At 60.9% G+C, this 16,877-nt stretch carries 12 protein-coding genes; 10 read left to right on the top strand and 2 right to left on the bottom strand.

The features are described from left to right. Window positions 1-122 precede the first annotated feature (122 nt). The 7 genes from potE (at window position 123) to AD666_RS21825 (ending at window position 10,515) form a co-directional block, all read left to right on the top strand. Window positions 123-1,529 carry a putrescine-ornithine antiporter gene (gene potE / locus AD666_RS21855; RefSeq protein WP_053156661.1) on the top strand — a complete coding sequence of 469 codons (1,407 nt, stop codon included), beginning with the start codon at window positions 123-125 and terminating at the stop codon, window positions 1,527-1,529. After that, the gene (locus AD666_RS21850; protein WP_053156659.1) at window positions 1,526-3,811 is read left to right on the top strand and encodes an Orn/Lys/Arg decarboxylase N-terminal domain-containing protein; all 2,286 of its coding nucleotides are present in this window, start codon (window positions 1,526-1,528) and stop codon (window positions 3,809-3,811) included. Before potE ends, AD666_RS21850 begins: the two co-directional genes overlap by 4 nt. A 320-nt stretch (window positions 3,812-4,131) precedes the next feature. Next, window positions 4,132-5,670: an ABC transporter substrate-binding protein gene (locus AD666_RS21845; protein ID WP_371259628.1), complete on the top strand. Its 1,539-nt coding sequence runs from the start codon at window positions 4,132-4,134 to the stop codon at window positions 5,668-5,670. A gap of 14 nt (window positions 5,671-5,684) precedes the next feature. Next, window positions 5,685-6,626, top strand: coding sequence for an ABC transporter permease (locus tag AD666_RS21840; protein WP_053156656.1), 942 nt, complete (start codon window positions 5,685-5,687; stop codon window positions 6,624-6,626). Further along, window positions 6,623-7,489, top strand: a complete 867-nt coding sequence (locus tag AD666_RS21835; protein ID WP_053156654.1) for an ABC transporter permease — start codon at window positions 6,623-6,625, stop codon at window positions 7,487-7,489. The genes AD666_RS21840 and AD666_RS21835 overlap by 4 nt, the downstream gene beginning before the upstream one ends. Window positions 7,490-7,491: 2 nt before the next feature. After that, window positions 7,492-9,120, top strand: coding sequence for an ABC transporter ATP-binding protein (locus AD666_RS21830; protein ID WP_053156651.1), 1,629 nt, complete (start codon window positions 7,492-7,494; stop codon window positions 9,118-9,120). A 111-nt stretch (window positions 9,121-9,231) separates the two neighbouring features. Further along, a complete protein-coding gene (locus AD666_RS21825; protein WP_053156648.1) occupies window positions 9,232-10,515 on the top strand; it encodes an OprD family porin in 1,284 nt (427 codons plus the stop codon). Between the two features lie 89 nt (window positions 10,516-10,604). Here the strand turns inward: AD666_RS21825 and AD666_RS21820 are convergent, their stop codons facing one another. Further along, window positions 10,605-11,483 (bottom strand): GntR family transcriptional regulator, encoded by an 879-nt coding sequence (locus AD666_RS21820; RefSeq protein WP_053156645.1) that lies wholly within the window; start codon window positions 11,481-11,483, stop codon window positions 10,605-10,607. A gap of 139 nt (window positions 11,484-11,622) precedes the next feature. Between AD666_RS21820 and AD666_RS21815 the strand changes: the two genes are divergently transcribed. Genes AD666_RS21815 through AD666_RS21805 form a run of 3 tightly spaced genes read left to right on the top strand, consistent with a single transcriptional unit; the run spans window position 11,623 to window position 15,898 of the window. Next, window positions 11,623-13,146: a serine hydrolase gene (locus AD666_RS21815; RefSeq protein WP_053156641.1), complete on the top strand. Its 1,524-nt coding sequence runs from the start codon at window positions 11,623-11,625 to the stop codon at window positions 13,144-13,146. Continuing rightward, complete coding sequence (locus tag AD666_RS21810; protein ID WP_053156638.1) at window positions 13,143-14,438, top strand: aminotransferase class III-fold pyridoxal phosphate-dependent enzyme; 1,296 nt, start codon at window positions 13,143-13,145, stop codon at window positions 14,436-14,438. Before AD666_RS21815 ends, AD666_RS21810 begins: the two co-directional genes overlap by 4 nt. Then, entirely contained in the window at window positions 14,435-15,898 is a 1,464-nt protein-coding gene (locus tag AD666_RS21805) for an aldehyde dehydrogenase family protein (protein WP_053156635.1), read from the top strand. Before AD666_RS21810 ends, AD666_RS21805 begins: the two co-directional genes overlap by 4 nt. A gap of 34 nt (window positions 15,899-15,932) precedes the next feature. On the opposite strand, the gene AD666_RS21800 is transcribed toward AD666_RS21805, so the two are convergent. After that, the gene (locus AD666_RS21800) at window positions 15,933-16,865 is read right to left on the bottom strand and encodes a LysR family transcriptional regulator (protein WP_053158790.1); all 933 of its coding nucleotides are present in this window, start codon (window positions 16,863-16,865) and stop codon (window positions 15,933-15,935) included. Window positions 16,866-16,877: the final 12 nt, after the last annotated feature.

Raw genomic sequence — 16,877 nt, 5'->3', positions numbered from 1 at the left:
TCCGCCGTGCATGGCTTTGAAGACCATGCACGGCCTGATCGGGTTTGTTCTGCAGCTTTGTTCCACTGCGCCTAAGCTTCCACACGGACGATCGTGAAGAAGGGACCCCCGTGGCGAAAAAAATGACTGTAGGACAGCTCACGATGTTGACGGCCGTCAACATGCTGGGCTCGGGTATTGTGCTGTTGCCCACCAAACTCGCCGAAGTCGGCGGTATTTCGATTCTTTCCTGGCTGATCACGGCCACGGGCTCGCTGGCGCTGGCCTATGCTTTTGCGCGATGCGGCATGCTCAGTCGCAAGACCGGAGGCATGGGTGGCTATGCCGAATACACCTTCGGCAAGTCCGGTAACTACATCACCAACTACACCTATGGCCTGTCCCTGCTGATCGCCAACGTGGCGATCAGCATCACGGCGGTCGGCTACATACAGACCCTCTTCGATATAAGGCTCGACGCGCTGCAAGTCTGCCTCGCTACCATCGCGCTGCTCTGGATCACCACATTCGCGAATTTCGGCGGCGCGAGCATCACCGGCAGGATCGGCTCGGTTACCGTGTGGGGCGTTATCGCGCCGGTGGTACTGGTGTCGACGATCGGCTGGTTCTGGTTCGATGGCAGCGTGTACGCCGCTGGTTGGAATCCTCACGATAAGACCTGGTACGACGCCGCGGGCGCGTCGGTGGCGATCACGTTGTGGGCATTCCTGGGGCTGGAGTCTGCCTGCGCCAACGGCGATGCGGTGGACAATCCCGAGAAGAACGTACCGATCGCCGTACTGGGGGGAACATTGGGCGCCGCGGTGATTTATATCGCGTCGACCAACGTCATCTCCGGCATCGTCGGCAACGCCGAACTCGTCAGTTCCACCGCGCCATTCGGCCTGGTTTTCGCCAGAATGTTCACGCCCATGATCGGCGATATCGTCATGGGCCTGATGGTGCTGGCCTGCATCGGCTCCTTGCTCGGTTGGCAGTTCACCGTGGCCCAGGTCTTCAAGAGTTCGGCCGATACGGGGTATTTCCTGCCGATTTTCGCCAAGGCCAACCAGCATGACGTTCCGATCATCGGCATGCTGATCCTGCTCGCGCTGCAAACCGCCATGGCGTTGCTCACCATCAGCCCTGACCTGGCCAAGCAGTTCGACACCCTGGTCAATCTGGCGGTGGTCACCAACCTGGTGCCGTACATCCTGTCGATGGCCACCTTGATGACGCTGCAAAACGTCTCGGGCGTCCCGGCCAGAAAGGCACTGATCACCAATATCGTCGCCGGCATCGCGGCGGCCTACAGCTACCTGGCGCTCTACAGCGCCGGGGCCCAGGCGCTGATGCTCGGCGGCGTGGCGACCATCGTCGGCTACACGCTCTTTGGTTTCGTCAACACCCGGTTGATTCGTCTCGAAGCGCTGAATAACAGCGCTCCGACCCAGACCGTCGCGGCGCAACACATCGTGGGTGAGGTTGTCCCAGTCAATGACCTGCCGGCAAAACGCCTGAAAACGACCAGAATGGAGCCTCAATCATGACGGAAAACAGACAGCTGCTTGGCATGCTCGCGTTGCTGGTCTGCAACCAGCCGGACAAGCGTACCGTCTTCGGCCGGGCGTTGATCCAACTGATCACGGACGTTGAGGAGCGCTCCATCAGCGTACTGACATCCGAAAGCCTGAGCGATGCGAAGTCGATCCTCAGCAGCGATCCGGCTATCCAGTGTGTATTGCTCAGTTGGGAAATGGACAGCAGCGACGACCATCAGGAGTGCATCGACCTGCTGGCGGCCTTGCGCGAGCGCAACACTCGCGTGCCGGTGTTCCTGATCAGTGACCGCAGCACCGCATCGAGCGTGCCGCTGATCGTGATGCAATACGCCGACGATTTCATCTGGTTGCCGGAGGACACCAGTCGCTTCCTCAGCGGCCGCATCATGGCCGCCATCGAGCGTTATCGCCAGGCTGTGTTGCCGCCCATGTTCGGCGCGTTGCTGAAGTTCGCCCGCGGCTACGAATACTCCTGGCACACTCCCGGCCACGCCGGCGGCACGGCTTTTCTGAAAAGCACCGCAGGCCGCGCATTCTATGAGTTCTTCGGCGAAAACCTGTTGCGCTCCGACTTGTCGATTTCGGTCGGCGAACTGGGCTCGCTGCTCGACCACAGCGGCCCCATCGGCCAGGGCGAGCGCTACGCGGCAAAGGTGTTCGGTGCCCACCGCACCTATTACGTGACCAACGGCTCGTCGATGTCCAATCGGGTGATCCTCATGGCCAGTGTCACACGCGATCAGATCGCCCTGTGCGACCGTAACTGTCATAAGTCCGCCGAACATGCGATGACGCTGTCCGGTGCGATTCCCACGTACCTGGTGCCCACGCGCAACCGCTACGGCATCATCGGCCCGATCCTGCCGCAGACCTTGAGCGCCGAGGGCGTGAAATCCGCCATCGCCAATAATCCATTGGTCCTGGACCACATTGATCCGACGCCGATACACGCGATCATTACCAATTCCACCTACGATGGCCTGACCTACAATGTTCGGCGCGTCGAAGAGTTGCTCGGGCAGAGTGTCGATCGCCTGCATTTCGATGAAGCCTGGTACGGTTATGCGCGCTTCAACCCGTTGTACAAGGACCGCTTCGCGATGCACGGCAACCCCGACGATCACGACCCGTCCAAGCCTACCGTGTTCGCCACGCAATCGACACACAAGCTACTGGCGGCACTGTCCCAGGCGTCGATGATCCACGTGCGTAACGGCCGCAACCCGATTCCTCATGGCCGGTTCAATGAGTCCTTCATGATGCACGCCTCGACCTCGCCCAATTACGCGATCATGGCCTCGTGCGACGTGAGCTCGGCAATGATGGAGGCCCCCAGCGGACAGATTCTGACCAATGAATCCATCGAGGAGGCTATTGCGTTCCGCCAGGTTATCTCGCGCATGCAGTGTGAGATGTCGACCCATGACGATTGGTTCTTCTCATGCTGGCAGCCGCCTTCGGTTCAAGTGGATGCGGTGCAGCTTCCTTTCCATGAAGTCGATCCTCTGCGGCTCAAGACCGATCCGAACTGCTGGGTGCTGCACCCACATGAGGTCTGGCATGGCTTCGGTGACATCGAGGACGGCTATTGCATGCTCGACCCGATCAAGGTGTCGATCCTGAGTCCGGGCATGGGCGATGACGGCAATCTGCTCGACTTTGGCATCCCTGCCTGTGTATTGAGCGCCTACCTGGGGCATCAAGGCATCGTGGTCGAGAAAACCACGGATTTCACGATTCTGTTTCTGTTCTCCATCGGTATCACCAAGGGCAAATGGGGCACGTTGGTTAACGCACTGCTGGACTTCAAGCGCGACTTCGACACCAACCTGGAACTTGAGCTGTGCCTGCCCGACTTGCTGAACGCGAACCAGCAACGCTACGCCGGCATGGGGTTGAAGGACCTGGCGCAAGACATCTTCGCGGCGATGAAAAAGACCCGGATCACCGCCGCCATGTCCCGGGCCTTCGGCACCTTGCCCAAAGCCGAACTCAGCCCGGTGGAAACCTACGAGCACCTGGTCAAGGGCGAGGTCGAACAAGTCACGCTCGACGAAGCCGCCGGCCGCATCGCCGCCACTGGCATCGTGCCTTATCCGCCGGGCATTCCGCTGCTGATGCCGGGGGAGAATGCAGGGGCCTCTGACGGCCCGCTGCTGGCGTATCTCAAGGCACTCGAGAGCTTCGACCGATCGTTCCCTGGCTTCGCTCACGATACCCATGGGATTGAAAGTGAGGCGGGGGTCTATCGGATGCTGGTGCTCAAGTGAGCTGAGTTTTTTACACGGCGGATACCTGTCGTCGAGCCACGAACCTGCGAGCGCAACGCTTGCTCGCGATCAGGTCAGGTTCCCACAGCTCAAATCATGTATGTATTTTAATTGTTAAAAAAACATTTACAGCCGTGATTTATGTTGTGATTATGTCGCTGCGAATTTAAAAAAACAAAAAAACGCGGCGCTGATTCCGATCAGGCCACTACAACAACGACTGACAAAGGCCTGAAACCGGCTCCCTGCCCAAGCCGGTCCTTCAGCGAAGGAGAACCTCTCCCGTGAAGCGCTTACTTACCAGAACGCTGTGCGTGACCCTGCACACCCTTAGCCTGGCCGCCCTCGGTACCGGCCTGGCGCAGGCGCAGACCACCTTGCGCGTTGGCTTGAACGCCGACATTCGCAGTACCGAACCGGGCGTCAACCGTGACGAAAACACCGACACGGTCATGCTGCACATCGTCGAAGGGCTGGTTGCCCACCGCGAGGACGCTTCGGTCGGCCCCTTGCTGGCCCGTCAGGTGCAGCTCTCCGATGACGGGATGTCCTATACCTTCAAGCTTCGCGAAGGCGTGCGTTTCCAGAACGGCGCGACACTGACCGCCAATGACGTAAAGTGGACGTGGGACCGTTATCTGAATCCGAAAACCCAATGGCGTTGTCTGGCAGAGTTCGATGGTCGTGGCGGGGCAAAGATCATCGGCATCGAGACGCCGGACCCGTTGACCGTGGTGTTCCGCCTGGACCAGCCGAACGGGTTGTTTCTTGCGTCCATGGCCCGTCCCGATTGCGGCGGCAGCGGCATTCTGCACCCGGACTCGCTGGCGGCGGACGGCAGTTGGAAGGCGCCTGTTGGAACGGGGCCGTTCAGTCTTGCCAAATGGACACCCGGACAATCGGTGCTGTTGTCGCGATTCAAGGACTACAGCCCGCGTGACGAAGCAGGTCCGGACGGTTTCACCGGCAAGAAGCAGGCCTTGGTGGACGACGTGAGCTTCATGGTGATCCCCGACCCGTCTTCGGCCAAGGCGGCCCTGATGTCCAGCAACGTCGACCTGCTGCCCAATGTCAGCGCCAGCGATGCCGAGGAGTTGAAAGCGACGCGGGGCGTGCAGATCTCTTTCAGTCCGATCATGGCGATCTGTGGCTTGTTGTTCCAGACCAACGACCCGTTGCTAAAGGACGTGCGTATCCGCCAGGCCATTGCCCATTCCCTGGACTATGGGCAGATGGTCACGGCATTGACCAACGGCACGTCCGAGCCCAACAACTCGGCGATTCCCCAAACCAGCCCCTTCTACAGTGCTACGGCCAGGCAGGGCTATCGCTACGATCCGCAAGAAGCCCAGCGATTGCTCAAAGAGGCCGGTTATCAAGGCCAGCCGATCAAAATGATCGTCAACAAGCGCTATACGCAAATGTTCGACATGGGGCTGCTGAGCCAGGCCATGGCCCAGGCCAGCGGTTTGAACATCCAGATGGAAACCCTGGAGTGGGGCACCCAGTTGGAGCGTTACCAGAGCGGTAATTACCAGATGATGGCGTTCTCGTACTCCTCACGTCTGGACCCGGCCCTGAGCTTCGATTCGCTGATGGGTGACAAGGCCAAGGAACCCCGCAAGGTCTGGGACAATCCCCAGGCGCAAGGCCTGCTACGGGAAGCGGTGCGTCAGAGCGACCCGGCCAGGCGCCAGGAACTCTTCGATCAACTGCATCGGATGATGATCCACGATACGCCGATGGTCATCATTTATAACGGCACGGTCGCCGCCGCGCTGCGTGACAGCGTCAAGGGCTTCCGCTCCTGGCCAGTCTCATCGCCACGGTTGTGGGGCGTCAGCCTCGCAGCCCAGTAACGCGGAGTCTGAACATGTTGCGTCTTATCCTGCAAAAGCTCGGGATGGCGATACCGACGCTGTTACTGATTTCGGTGATGGTGTTCGCGCTGATCCGCCTCATCCCGGGCGATCCGGCATTGTTGATGCTTGGTGACATGGCCGACCCCCAGAGCCTGGCCGAAATGCGCCGTGCGCTGGGGCTGGATCACTCGCTGGTCCCGCAGTTCCTGATCTGGTTCAAGGCGGTGCTGAGTTTCGACCTGGGCACCTCCATCAGTACCAAGCAGGCGGTGCTGCCATTGATACTCGACCGCTTCGCCGTCAGCGCGACCATCGTACTGGTGGCGGTGCTACTGGCCACGGTGATTGCCGTGCCGGTTGGCCTGATCGCGGCGTGGAAGCAGAACAGCCCGATCGATCTGGGGCTGGTCACTGTGGCGACCTTGTTATTGTCGATTCCCAGTTTCTGGCTCGGTTTGCTGTTGCTGAACACTTTTGGCATCCAACTGGGCTGGTTGCCGGTGGTGGGCTACGTTAGCTTTTCCCAGGCGCCCTGGCAGGCCATGAGCTACATGGTGCTGCCGGTGGTGACCTTGACCCTGGTGGAAGTCGGCGCGATCACCCGTATGGCCCGGGCCAGTACCATCGAGGTGTTGCGCCTGGAGTATATCGCCCATGCACGGGCCAAGGGTTTGTCGGAGCGTGCGGTGTTGTGCAGGCATGCCTTGCCGAATGCGTTTGCCCCGACCTGGACCCTGGTCGGCCTGATCCTGGGCAATCTGCTGGGCGGTATCGCGGTGCTGGAAACCGTGTTCACGCTGCCAGGCATCGGCCGGTTGATGGTGGACGCGATTTTTGCCCGTGACTACCCGGTGCTCCAGGGCTGCCTGCTGCTGATCACCTTTATCTACGTGCTGGTCAATCTGTGCGTGGATCTGCTCTATCCGCTGTTCGATCCAAGGGTGAAATTATGAGTTCCGATATCCCGGCGGCACTGGTCGCTCCACCCCCGGCCAGGCGAGCACGCGCCTGGGCCCCGGCCAATGCGTTGATCGGCGGCGGATTGTTGCTGGCCTTGATCGTCCTGGCCCTGATGGGCTTGGTGTGGTCGCCGTTCGATCCGTTGAAGATCGATCTGCTGTCGCGCTTCCAGGCACCGTCGACGGCTCACTGGCTGGGGACCGACGAGTTCGGGCGCGATGTGTTCAGTCGTTTGTTGGTCGGTGCGCGTACCAGTCTGTGGATCAGCCTGCTGACTGTGAGCGTCGCGGTGCTGGCCGGCACGCTGATCGGTATGGTGGCCGGTTATCTGCGCGGCTGGACCGACCGCCTCCTGATGATGTTCAACGACGCCTTGCTGGCGTTCCCCGGCATCCTCATGGCCTTGGGCATCATGGCGATCATCGGTGCCAGCAAGTACGGCATCGTTCTGGCCCTGGGCATCGCCTACACGCCTTCGGTGGTGCGCGTGGTGCGCGGGACCGTGTTGTCACTGCGGGAGCTGGAGTACATCGAAGCCTCGCGGGTGATCGGTAACTCAGAGCTGTACACCATGCTGCGGCATATTGCGCCCAACTGCCTGGCACCGTTGTGCGTGCTCGCCACCAGCATGTTCGGCTGGGCATTGTTGTCGGAGAGCGCCTTGAGCTTTCTCGGCCTGGGTGTACCACCACCTGCGGCGACCTGGGGAAACATGCTGGCGAGCAGCCGGCCCTACATTGCGTCGGCGCCCTGGCTGGGCGTGTTCCCCGGGCTGTTTATCTGCGTGACCCTGTTGGCGATCAACCTGTTTGGCGATGCGTTGCGTGATCGTCTAGACCCCCGGATGAGGAAGTGAGCATGTCCGCTGAACCTGTTCTGTTGAGTGTTGAAAACCTCAAGATTCGCGTTGGCGACCATGGTCACCTGGCGGTTGACGATCTCAGTTTCAATATCGCGCCTGGCGAGATCGTTGCACTGGTGGGCGAGTCCGGCAGCGGAAAAACCATGGCTGCCCGGGCTGCCATCGGCTTATTGCCATTGCCGATGCAGGTATGCGGCGGCCGCCTGGATTTCATGGGGCGTGACCTGGCCAGCATCAGCGCCCAGGAGCTGCGGTCTATCCGGGGAGCGAGCATCGGCATGGTGTTCCAGGAACCCATGGTTTCGCTCAACCCGGCGCTCAGGATCGGCCAGCAAATGAGCGAAGCCCTCCAGCTGCACACCGACCTGGATGCTGCGCAGATCCGTGAACGCTGCCTCACCATGTTGCAGCGCATCGGCATCAAGGATGCCGCGGGTTGCCTGGAGTCCTATCCGCACCAGTTCTCGGGAGGGATGCGGCAACGGATCATGCTCGCCTCGGTGATGCTGTTGCGTCCGGCCCTGTTGATCGCGGATGAGCCAACCACCGCGCTCGATTGCCTGGCACAACTGGACGTGATCGAACTGATGCTCGAGCTGACGCGGGAGCAGGGCACGGCCATTCTGTTCATCAGCCATGACCTATCGCTGGTGGCCCGTTATGCCCACAAGGTGGTGGTCATGCGGCATGGACAGGCGGTGGAGCAAGGCAGCATCGACGAGGTGCTGCTGGCGCCCAAGGCCGAGTACACCCGCCAACTGTTGGAGGCTTTGCCGCGCCGTGGCGTGTTGGCGCCGCTGCCAGCCAATGACGGGCCATTGGTGGAGGTCGAGCAGGTGAGTATCGAGCACCCCGGACTCGCCTCATTCTGGGGTAGACGCAAGCACAACCGCGTGGTGCACAGCGCCAGCCTGATGATCGCGCCGGGCGAAACCCTGGCCCTGGTCGGCGGAAGTGGGTCGGGCAAGACCACCCTCGGCCGCTCGCTGGTGGGCTTGATCAAACCATGCGCCGGTGCAATACGATTCAAGGGCGTGGATATCCTCAAGGCCGCCAACCGTACGCATCGCCTGCAATGCCAGATGATCTTCCAGGACCCTTATTCGTCCCTCAATCCACGGATGAAAATCGGTGAGATTCTCGCCGAACCCCTGCGCCACGAGCCCGGCCTGAACGCGGCGCAGCGCCGTGAGCGGGTGCGCCAGACCCTTGAAGACATCGGCCTGGGCGAACCATTCATCGAGCGCTTTCCCCACCAACTGTCCGGTGGCCAACGCCAGCGTGTGGCCATCGGCCGTGCACTGGTACGTCATCCGCAATTGGTCATTGCCGATGAGCCGATCTCTGCATTGGACATGACGATCCAGAAGCAGATTCTCGAGCTGTTCGAGCGTCTCCAGGCGCAGTACGGGTTCGCCTGCCTGTTCATTTCCCATGACCTGGCGGCAGTGGAGCGCATCGCCCATCGCGTGGCGGTGATGCATCAGGGCCATGTGGTGGAAATAGGGCCACGCGAGCAGATTTTCGATCATCCGCAACACCCGTATACCCGGCAACTGCTGGCTGCTGCCAGCCCGCTGGAGAAGCTTGAGAGCGGCGGCTACCGAATACGACCCGCCGTTTAACCCACCTCGGTTTCATCGAGCGCGCAGGTTTTAAAGCCGGCGCGAGGGGGAATGTCGTGCCCAGAAAAACAATAAGACCACTCATTACAACGACTGCCAGGAGCCGAAGAGATGTACCACAACAACCTTAACTTGATCTTGAAGAGCGTCGGCCTGATGGGCGGGGGGCTGTGCTGTGCCACGGCCCAGGCTGATTTCCTGAAGGACAGCAAGGCTGATCTGGAACTGAAGAATTACTACTTCAACCGCGATTACCGCGAGGATGCCGGGCAATCCAAACGCGAGGAATGGGCCCAGGGTTTCATCCTCAATCTGAAATCGGGCTTTACCGAGGGCACGGTGGGCTTCGGTGTCGACGCGGTGGGCATGCTGGGCCTGAAACTCGACTCCAGTCCTGATCGTTCGGGCACCGGCCTGTTGTCCCGGGACAACGATGCGACGCCGGGTAAGCCGAGCTATTCCAGGCGTGCCCATGACGAATACTCCAAGCTCGGCGTGACCGCGAAGATGCGCATGGCCAAGAGTGAACTGCGCAGTGGTTACCTGTTGCCGGACTTGCCAACGCTGCAGCCCAACACCAGCCGCCTGTTCCCACAGACGTTCCGTGGCACCCAGGTGACATCGGCGGACGTCGCCGGGTTGACCTTGATCGGTGGGCAGATCGACCAGACCCGGCAACGCGAGTCCACCGAATACCAAGACATGGGTTTGACCAGCCAGAACGGTGCCTACAAGAGCAGCGCCAAAAGTGATCAGTTTCGCTTTGCGGGAGGCGATTACAAACTCACGCCAAACATGACCGTGACGTATCACTTCGCTCAGTTGGAAGACATCTACCAGCAGCACTACGTGGGCCTGAAAAACAGCTTCGCGCTAGGGGGCGGTACGCTCAAGACCGACATCCGTTACTTCGACGCGGACAAGGCCGGCGCCGGTCTGGCGGGGAAGGTGGATAACCGGGCGTTGAGCACGCGGGCGGCGTACAGCTTCAAGGGGCACAGCATCGGTGGTGGCTATCAGGCGCAGTATGGAGAAACGCCGTTCACCTACGTCGATGGGACCAATACGTATCTGTTCTCCGAATACCAACTGAGCAACTTTTCTCAGACTAACGAGCGAGTCTGGCACGCACGGTATGACTTCGATTTTGCCGCCCTGGGAGTTCCTGGCCTGACGTTCTCGACCCGCTGGGCCAAGGGCGACGACGCTGAGGTGAAAGGGTTTACGGGGGAGGGGCGTGAATGGGAGCGGGATATCGACCTGGGGTATGTGGTCCAGTCGGGCACGTTGAAAGGCGTTTCATTACGCTGGAGAAACGGGTTCAGCAAGGCGAACTACCTGCGTGACATGAATGAAAACCGACTGATCGTCGGTTACACCGTGGCGCTCTGGTAATGAACGTTTGCAAGTGGTGCTTGGCGGCAGTCGTCCCTCAAGGAGAGACGCTTTCACGGAGAAGGGCGTTGCGGCAGCGAAGTACTGCGCTACCCCTTGTTGCGCGCCACTCGCAACTTGCTGGCCACATCCAGGTGTCGATGCAGCAGCGTCGACGCCCATTCATTGTCGCCTTGTTCCAGGGCGTCGAGAATTGCCAGGTGTTCCCGACAGGAAACCCTGACCCGCTCCATGTTACTGACCGTATGGAACTCGGTCAGGCGCCGCAGGTGATTCTGTTGCTGGATCGCTTGCAGGATGTAGCCGTTGCCGGACGCCGCCGCCAGCAGTTCGTGAAACTCGGCGTTGTATTCGATGAAGCGTTGGCCGTCCACCTTGCCTTCCAGCAGTTCCATCTGCCGCTCGCGGCAACGACGGAACTGCTCTGGATTGATCTTGAATGTAGGTTCCAGCAGTCCCGCGGGTTCGAGCAGCATGCGAAAACGATAGCTTTCGAAGCGGGTCTGCGGACTGTTCAAGGTCGGCAGGAATTGCCAGCCATGGCCATGCTTGCGCTGCATCACACCTTCGTCGGACAGCCGCAACAGGCAGCGACGCAGCACGCTTTTACCAACACCGTAGCGGCGCAGCAGATCGCTCTCGGAAATGTGATCGGGCAGCGCCTGGTTCAAGCGGTCGTCAATCAGCCTCGTGTACAGCTGGTCCTCTTCGTTCTGCAACTTGCCGACCTGCTGCGCCAAGCCATCGTTGGCTTGCAGCGGTACGCGAAAGCCTTGCTGAGGCAATGGCTCGATGGCCTGTTGTTCGGCCAGGTACGACAACGCGCTGCGTATCGGCGAGCGCGACACCCCCAGGCGCTGAGCCAGCTCCACTTCCTTGAGGTGCATACCGGGCTGCAGGTCGCCGCTGGCGATAGCGGAAAGAATCTGGCCGGCGACTTTGGTCTGCAGCGAGGTCAGTGGGGGCATGGCGTGCGGTCGCTCCTTTGGCAGGGGAGGCAAGGATAACCGGAAACTGAATTATAGGGGGATCAAATACACCAGCGCCGAAGAAAACAAATCGTTATCTGCATTATTTGAAATACAAAAACATTATCGAGGATCCATCATGACGTACATTCCGCTGCCCAGAGCCTTGCCCCATGAGCGGGGCGTAGATCCGGCCGGGGTTATCGACTTCCTGCAAGCGGTCGCCGAAGCAGGTCTGGAGCTGCACAGCTTCATGCTCTATCGCCAGGGCGCGGTGGTGGTCGAGGCGTTCTGGAACCCTTATTCGGCGCGGCGCATGCATGTGCAACACTCAGCCACCAAGAGCTGGACGGCGACAGCCGTCGGCCTGTTGATCGATGATGGCCGCCTTGCGCTCGATGACAAGGTGGTCAGCTTTTTCCCCGAATCCTGTCCGCAGCCGATCAGTGCCAATCTTGCCGCCATGACCGTGGAGGACCTGCTGACCATGCGCACCGGCCACAAGCGCGGGATCTCTGGCGGCGACTGGCGCAACCTGCAAAGCAGCTGGGTCGAGGCCTTTCTCAACGAGCCCGTGGACGAGCCACCGGGCAATTCCTTCATCTACAGCAGTGCTTCCAGCTTCATGCTGTCGGCCATTGTCACTCAGGTCAGCGGGCAGACGGTGCATGCGCTTCTTCAGGAGCGCGTGCTGGACCACCTGGGGGTTGATCAGTTGACTTGGGACCTGGCACCGGGGGGCTTCAATTCAGGCGGCAATGGCTTGAGCTGCACCAGCGAGGATTCGTTGAAGTTCGGTGTGCTGCACTTGAACCAGGGGCAGTGGTACGGCCGGCAACTGCTGTCCGAACAATGGGTCGCGGAGGCCACGCGCAATCAGGTCGAGGACGTCTGGATGGGCGAGTTTGACGGCAAGCAGTACCTGCCACGGGACAAAAACAGCCCCAATAGCGCCCAGCGTGAAGGCTATGGATACCAATGGTGGATGACCGAGCGTGGTGGTTATTACGCTTCCGGGGTGTTCGGCCAGCAATGCATGGTCTTGCCGGACAAGGACACGGTGATTGTTTTTACGTGCGGTCTTCGCCTGGGAGAGAAGCGTCTGCACTCGGCCCTGTGGCAACACCTGTATCCGGCGCTGGGACGCCATGCGGCCGATCCGCTGGCCGATCAGGCAAAACTTGACGCCCTCGTCGAAGGCCTGCATCTACCGACACTGCAAGACCTGAAAAGCTCACCCCCCAACAGTGCCCTGCAAGGTCGTTTTGCCATGCAGCCAAACGAGGATGGCGTGCTGGAGATAGGGTTCGATTTTCAGAACGGGTACTGCGATTTCACCCTGGTGGATCACCGTGGCACGCATCACGTGCGCGCTGGCTTCGAGCGGCCGATCGAGACGCTCACCAGCGTAACGGGCAATTACTTGCACCACCAATATCAGCCAGAACAGGCCCCAGTGGTCGCCCAGGCTTGCTGGGGCCCCGAAGGCGAGCTGCTGATGGACTGGCGCTTCGTTGAAACCGCGTTCGGCGACCATGTCAGGTGCCAGGTGCACAACGGCAGCTTGCACTTTGACCGGGGTGTGAACACCAACGCCGGCGCCTTGCATCGTCCAACCCTGTCTGGCGCGCGAATCCAGCCCTCCAAGGAGCACAACCAATGACATCGTCCTTCTGGGCACCCTTTACCGCGATGCGCCCATTCAACCGTCAGCCGATGCTGTTCGAGCGCGCCGCCGGCATGCATTACTTCACGACCGATGGCCGCGAGGTGCTCGATGCCATGGCTGGATTGTGGTGTGTCAACGCAGGCCACGGTCAGCCCCGGATCGTCGAAGCGATCCGCGAAGCGGCGGGGCGCCTGGACTTCGTCTCTTCGTTCAAGATGAGCCATCCGGCGGCGCTGACCCTGGCGGACCGCCTTGTCGGGATCGCTCCGTCCGGACTGGACAAGGTGTTCTTCACCAACTCTGGCTCCGAAGCCGTGGATACCGCGTTGAAGATCGCCCGAGCCTATCACCAGGCGCGTGGCGATTGTCGGCGCACCAAGCTGATCGGTCGAGCCAAGGGCTACCATGGCATGGGGTTCGGCGGGCTGTCGGTATCGGGCCTCGGTCGGCAGAAGCGCGATTTCGGCCCGTTGCTCGGTGATGTGGCTCACCTGCCGTTACCTTACGATGCGGGCTTGCGCTTCAGCCGCGGCCAGCCTGAGCAAGGCGCACATTACGCGGACGCTTTGTTGCAACTGCTGGAAGTCCATGACCCGGCCACGGTGGCAGCAGTGATCGTCGAGCCGGTAACCGGCTCCGGCGGCGTGTACGCGCCACCCCTGGGCTACCTGCAAAGGTTGCGGGAGATCTGTACCCGTCATGGTGTGCTGCTGATTTTCGACGAGGTTATCACCGGCTTTGGCCGTGTCGGCCAATCGTTCGCGGCGCAGACCTTTGGCGTGACACCGGACTTGATGACCCTGGCGAAGGGCCTGACCAACGGTGCAGTGCCCATGGGCGGTGTGCTCGTCAGTGGCGCAGTGTACGAAGCATTCATGCAAGGGCCGGAGCAGGCTATCGAGCTGATGCATGGTTATACCTATTCCGCCCACCCGCTGGCATGTGCCGCGGGCCTGGCAACACTGGATGTGCACGAAGATCAGGGCATCAATGCCCACGTCCAGCAGATCGCACCGGTCTGGCAGAGCGCGGCATTGGCTCTGCGCGACCACCCGCTGGTGCTGGATGTACGCGCTATCGGCCTGCTCTGCGCCGTGGAGCTCGATCCTCGTAGCGAGGCGTCTGGCGCACGAGCGGCGGAGGTGGCCCAGCGCTGTTTCGAGGCCGGTGTGCTGGTACGTGCTTCTGGAGAAAACATCGTGCTGTCGCCACCGCTCATCATTGACGAGGAGCAGATCAACCGGGTGTTCGACACCTTGTCCAAGGCGTTGGAGGCGACCCGATGAATCATCTGGATTTTTACATCGAGGGTGCTTGGGTCAGGCCCCAGGGTAACGACACCTTGCCGGTGATCGACCCGTCCACCGAGCGCACCATCGCCACCATCAGCCTCGGCACCGCGGCTGATCTTGACCGCGCCGTGGCGGCGGCTCGCCGCGCATTCGAGAGTTATGGGCAATGGTCTCGCGAACAGCGACTGGAACTGCTCAGGGCGATCATAGATGGGTATCGCCAGAACAGCGAAGCGTTGGCGCAGTGCGTGCATCAGGAGATGGGCGCGCCGCTGTCTCTGGCCCGAAGCGCCCACGTGCCGGCGGGCCTGGGCCACCTGCAGCTGGCTTATGAAGTTCTTGCGACCTATGAGTTCGACCGGTTCCATGGCAGCACCTTGATCACCCGTGAGCCCATCGGTGTATGCGGCTTGATCACGCCCTGGAACTGGCCGTTGAACCAGCTCACCTGCAAATTGGGGCCGGCGCTGGCAGCGGGGTGTTCCGTGGTTCTCAAGCCCAGTGAAAAGGCACCGCTGTCGGCCATGCTCCTGGCCGATATTCTTCATCGGGCCGGCGTGCCGAAGGGGGTATTTAACTTGGTCAACGGCGACGGACCGACCCTGGGGGATGGTATTGCGCGGCATGCTGGTATCGACATGGTTTCGTTCACCGGTTCCACCGGCGCAGGGATCGCCGTGGCGAAGGCTGCGGCAGATACCGTCAAGCGTGTGTGCCAGGAGCTGGGAGGCAAGTCGGCGAACCTGATTCTTGCCGATGCCGATATTGAAGCGGCAGTCCGTCATGGGGTCAGCAGTTGTTTTCGCAACAGTGGCCAGTCGTGCAATGCGCCGACGCGGATGCTCGTGCCTCGTACCATCCAGGCGCGGGCGATAGAGATTGCCCGGGAGGTGGCGGCCAACGTCTGCTTTGACGACAGCGATCCGACCACCGTCATGGGACCTCTGGCCAATCAGGCGCAGTTCGATCGGGTCCAAACGCTCCTGGCCGAGGTGCGAGGCCTACAGCCCGTGTGCGGTGGCCTGGGGCGCCCGGAGGGCATAACGACCGGGTTCTACGCCAGGCCGACGGTATTTGCGGACGTCCAACCCGACTTGCCCATCGCCAGGGAGGAAATATTCGGCCCTGTGTTGGTGATCATTCCTTACGACAGTGAAGAGCAAGCCCTCGCTATTGCCAATGACAGTCCCTACGGACTTTCGGGTTACGTGAGCGCCGGGACGCTGGAGCGTGCTCGCGCCGTGGCTCGACACCTGCGTACGGGCATGGTCCATCTCAACGGCAGCAAGGCTGACAATGGCGCACCGTTCGGCGGATACAAGCGGTCCGGTAATGGCCGGGAGTGGGGTGTGTGCGGGTTAGAAGAATACCTGGAGCACAAATCCATCTTTGGGCACCGAAACGGTGAAGCAGGCATGCAATTGGCGCAGGAGCGCCAGCCGGGTAAAGACTGACTGGTTTATGCCCTCGTCAAGATACAAGCGATGTTCAAGCGTCTGGCTGGCCTGTATCGCCGGCGAACATCGGCAAACGCTGCAACATCCAGTTCAGCAATTCCTGGGCAGGGGCCGCCAGCGGGCGTCCGGACTTGACCAGCAGCTTCGCTTCGACGCCTTGGAAAAGAGGGTGATCGACGGCCACGGCCGCGAGGCTGCCTTGGGCGATCTCCCGATAGGCCGCCACCTCGCCCAACAGCGAAGCAAACTGACCGCAAGCGACCAGGCGCTTGAGGGCGGCCAATGAATTGCTGACCAGCGCCGGACGGATCTGGATCTTCTCGGCATACTCGAGCATCTTCAACGCGTGACCGATACCGAAGGTCGTCGGCGTCAGCACCAGTTGGCAGTCGAGCAAGTCTGCGACGGTGGCCTTCGCTCCTGTCAATGCCAGCGGGTGGTCCGGGCGGACCAGCAGCATGACGGGCTGCCGGGATGTTGCCCGATCATCGATGTGAGCGTGAGCAGGAGGGTTGTAGGCCAAGCCGATATGCGCCCGATTTTCCGCGATCTCGTTGAGGACATCGTCCACGGGCAGTATGTCCAGCCGGATATCGAGCCTGGGGTACTGTTTGCAGAACGGTGCGAGTACATGGTCGACCAACGTGTCGACATAACCTTCGCTGATGACTACCCGCACGTGCCCCAGCTGCAGCCCCTTGATGGCCTGAAGCTGGTCTTCGAGCTTTTCCTGATGTGATCGATAGCCCCGCCAGAACTCCAGCAGGTGCGCGGCAGCCTCGGTGGGCTGGACGCCGCGGGCCTGACGTTCGAACAGGCGGGCGCCCAGTTCCTCTTCCAGCAATTTAATCTGACGGGTAATCACCGAAGGGGACGTGTTGATGCTGTCCGCCGCGCCACGGATCGATCCGTGGGTCAACACTTCATGAAAATACCGCAAGCGTTGCTGGTTGATTTCTCGCATCGGGCGTTTCTC

This window comes from Pseudomonas sp. Pf153 (assembly GCF_001269775.1).
In the GTDB taxonomy this organism is placed as follows: Bacteria; Pseudomonadota; Gammaproteobacteria; order Pseudomonadales; family Pseudomonadaceae; genus Aquipseudomonas; species Aquipseudomonas uvaldensis.
The sequence above is the reverse complement of the archived record's forward strand: the minus strand, read 5'-3'. Positions and strand labels throughout refer to the sequence as shown.

Coding starts and splice junctions, on each gene's coding strand:
- AD666_RS21830 (WP_053156651.1), top strand. CDS start 7,492: ATGTCCGCTGAACCTGTTCTGTTGAGTGTTGAAAACCTCAAGATTCGC.
- AD666_RS21810 (WP_053156638.1), top strand. CDS start 13,143: ATGACATCGTCCTTCTGGGCACCCTTTACCGCGATGCGCCCATTCAAC.
- AD666_RS21815 (WP_053156641.1), top strand. CDS start 11,623: ATGACGTACATTCCGCTGCCCAGAGCCTTGCCCCATGAGCGGGGCGTA.
- AD666_RS21835 (WP_053156654.1), top strand. CDS start 6,623: ATGAGTTCCGATATCCCGGCGGCACTGGTCGCTCCACCCCCGGCCAGG.
- AD666_RS21805 (WP_053156635.1), top strand. CDS start 14,435: ATGAATCATCTGGATTTTTACATCGAGGGTGCTTGGGTCAGGCCCCAG.
- AD666_RS21840 (WP_053156656.1), top strand. CDS start 5,685: ATGTTGCGTCTTATCCTGCAAAAGCTCGGGATGGCGATACCGACGCTG.
- AD666_RS21825 (WP_053156648.1), top strand. CDS start 9,232: ATGTACCACAACAACCTTAACTTGATCTTGAAGAGCGTCGGCCTGATG.
- AD666_RS21850 (WP_053156659.1), top strand. CDS start 1,526: ATGACGGAAAACAGACAGCTGCTTGGCATGCTCGCGTTGCTGGTCTGC.
- AD666_RS21820 (WP_053156645.1), bottom strand. CDS start 11,483: ATGCCCCCACTGACCTCGCTGCAGACCAAAGTCGCCGGCCAGATTCTT.
- potE (WP_053156661.1), top strand. CDS start 123: ATGACTGTAGGACAGCTCACGATGTTGACGGCCGTCAACATGCTGGGC.
- AD666_RS21800 (WP_053158790.1), bottom strand. CDS start 16,865: ATGCGAGAAATCAACCAGCAACGCTTGCGGTATTTTCATGAAGTGTTG.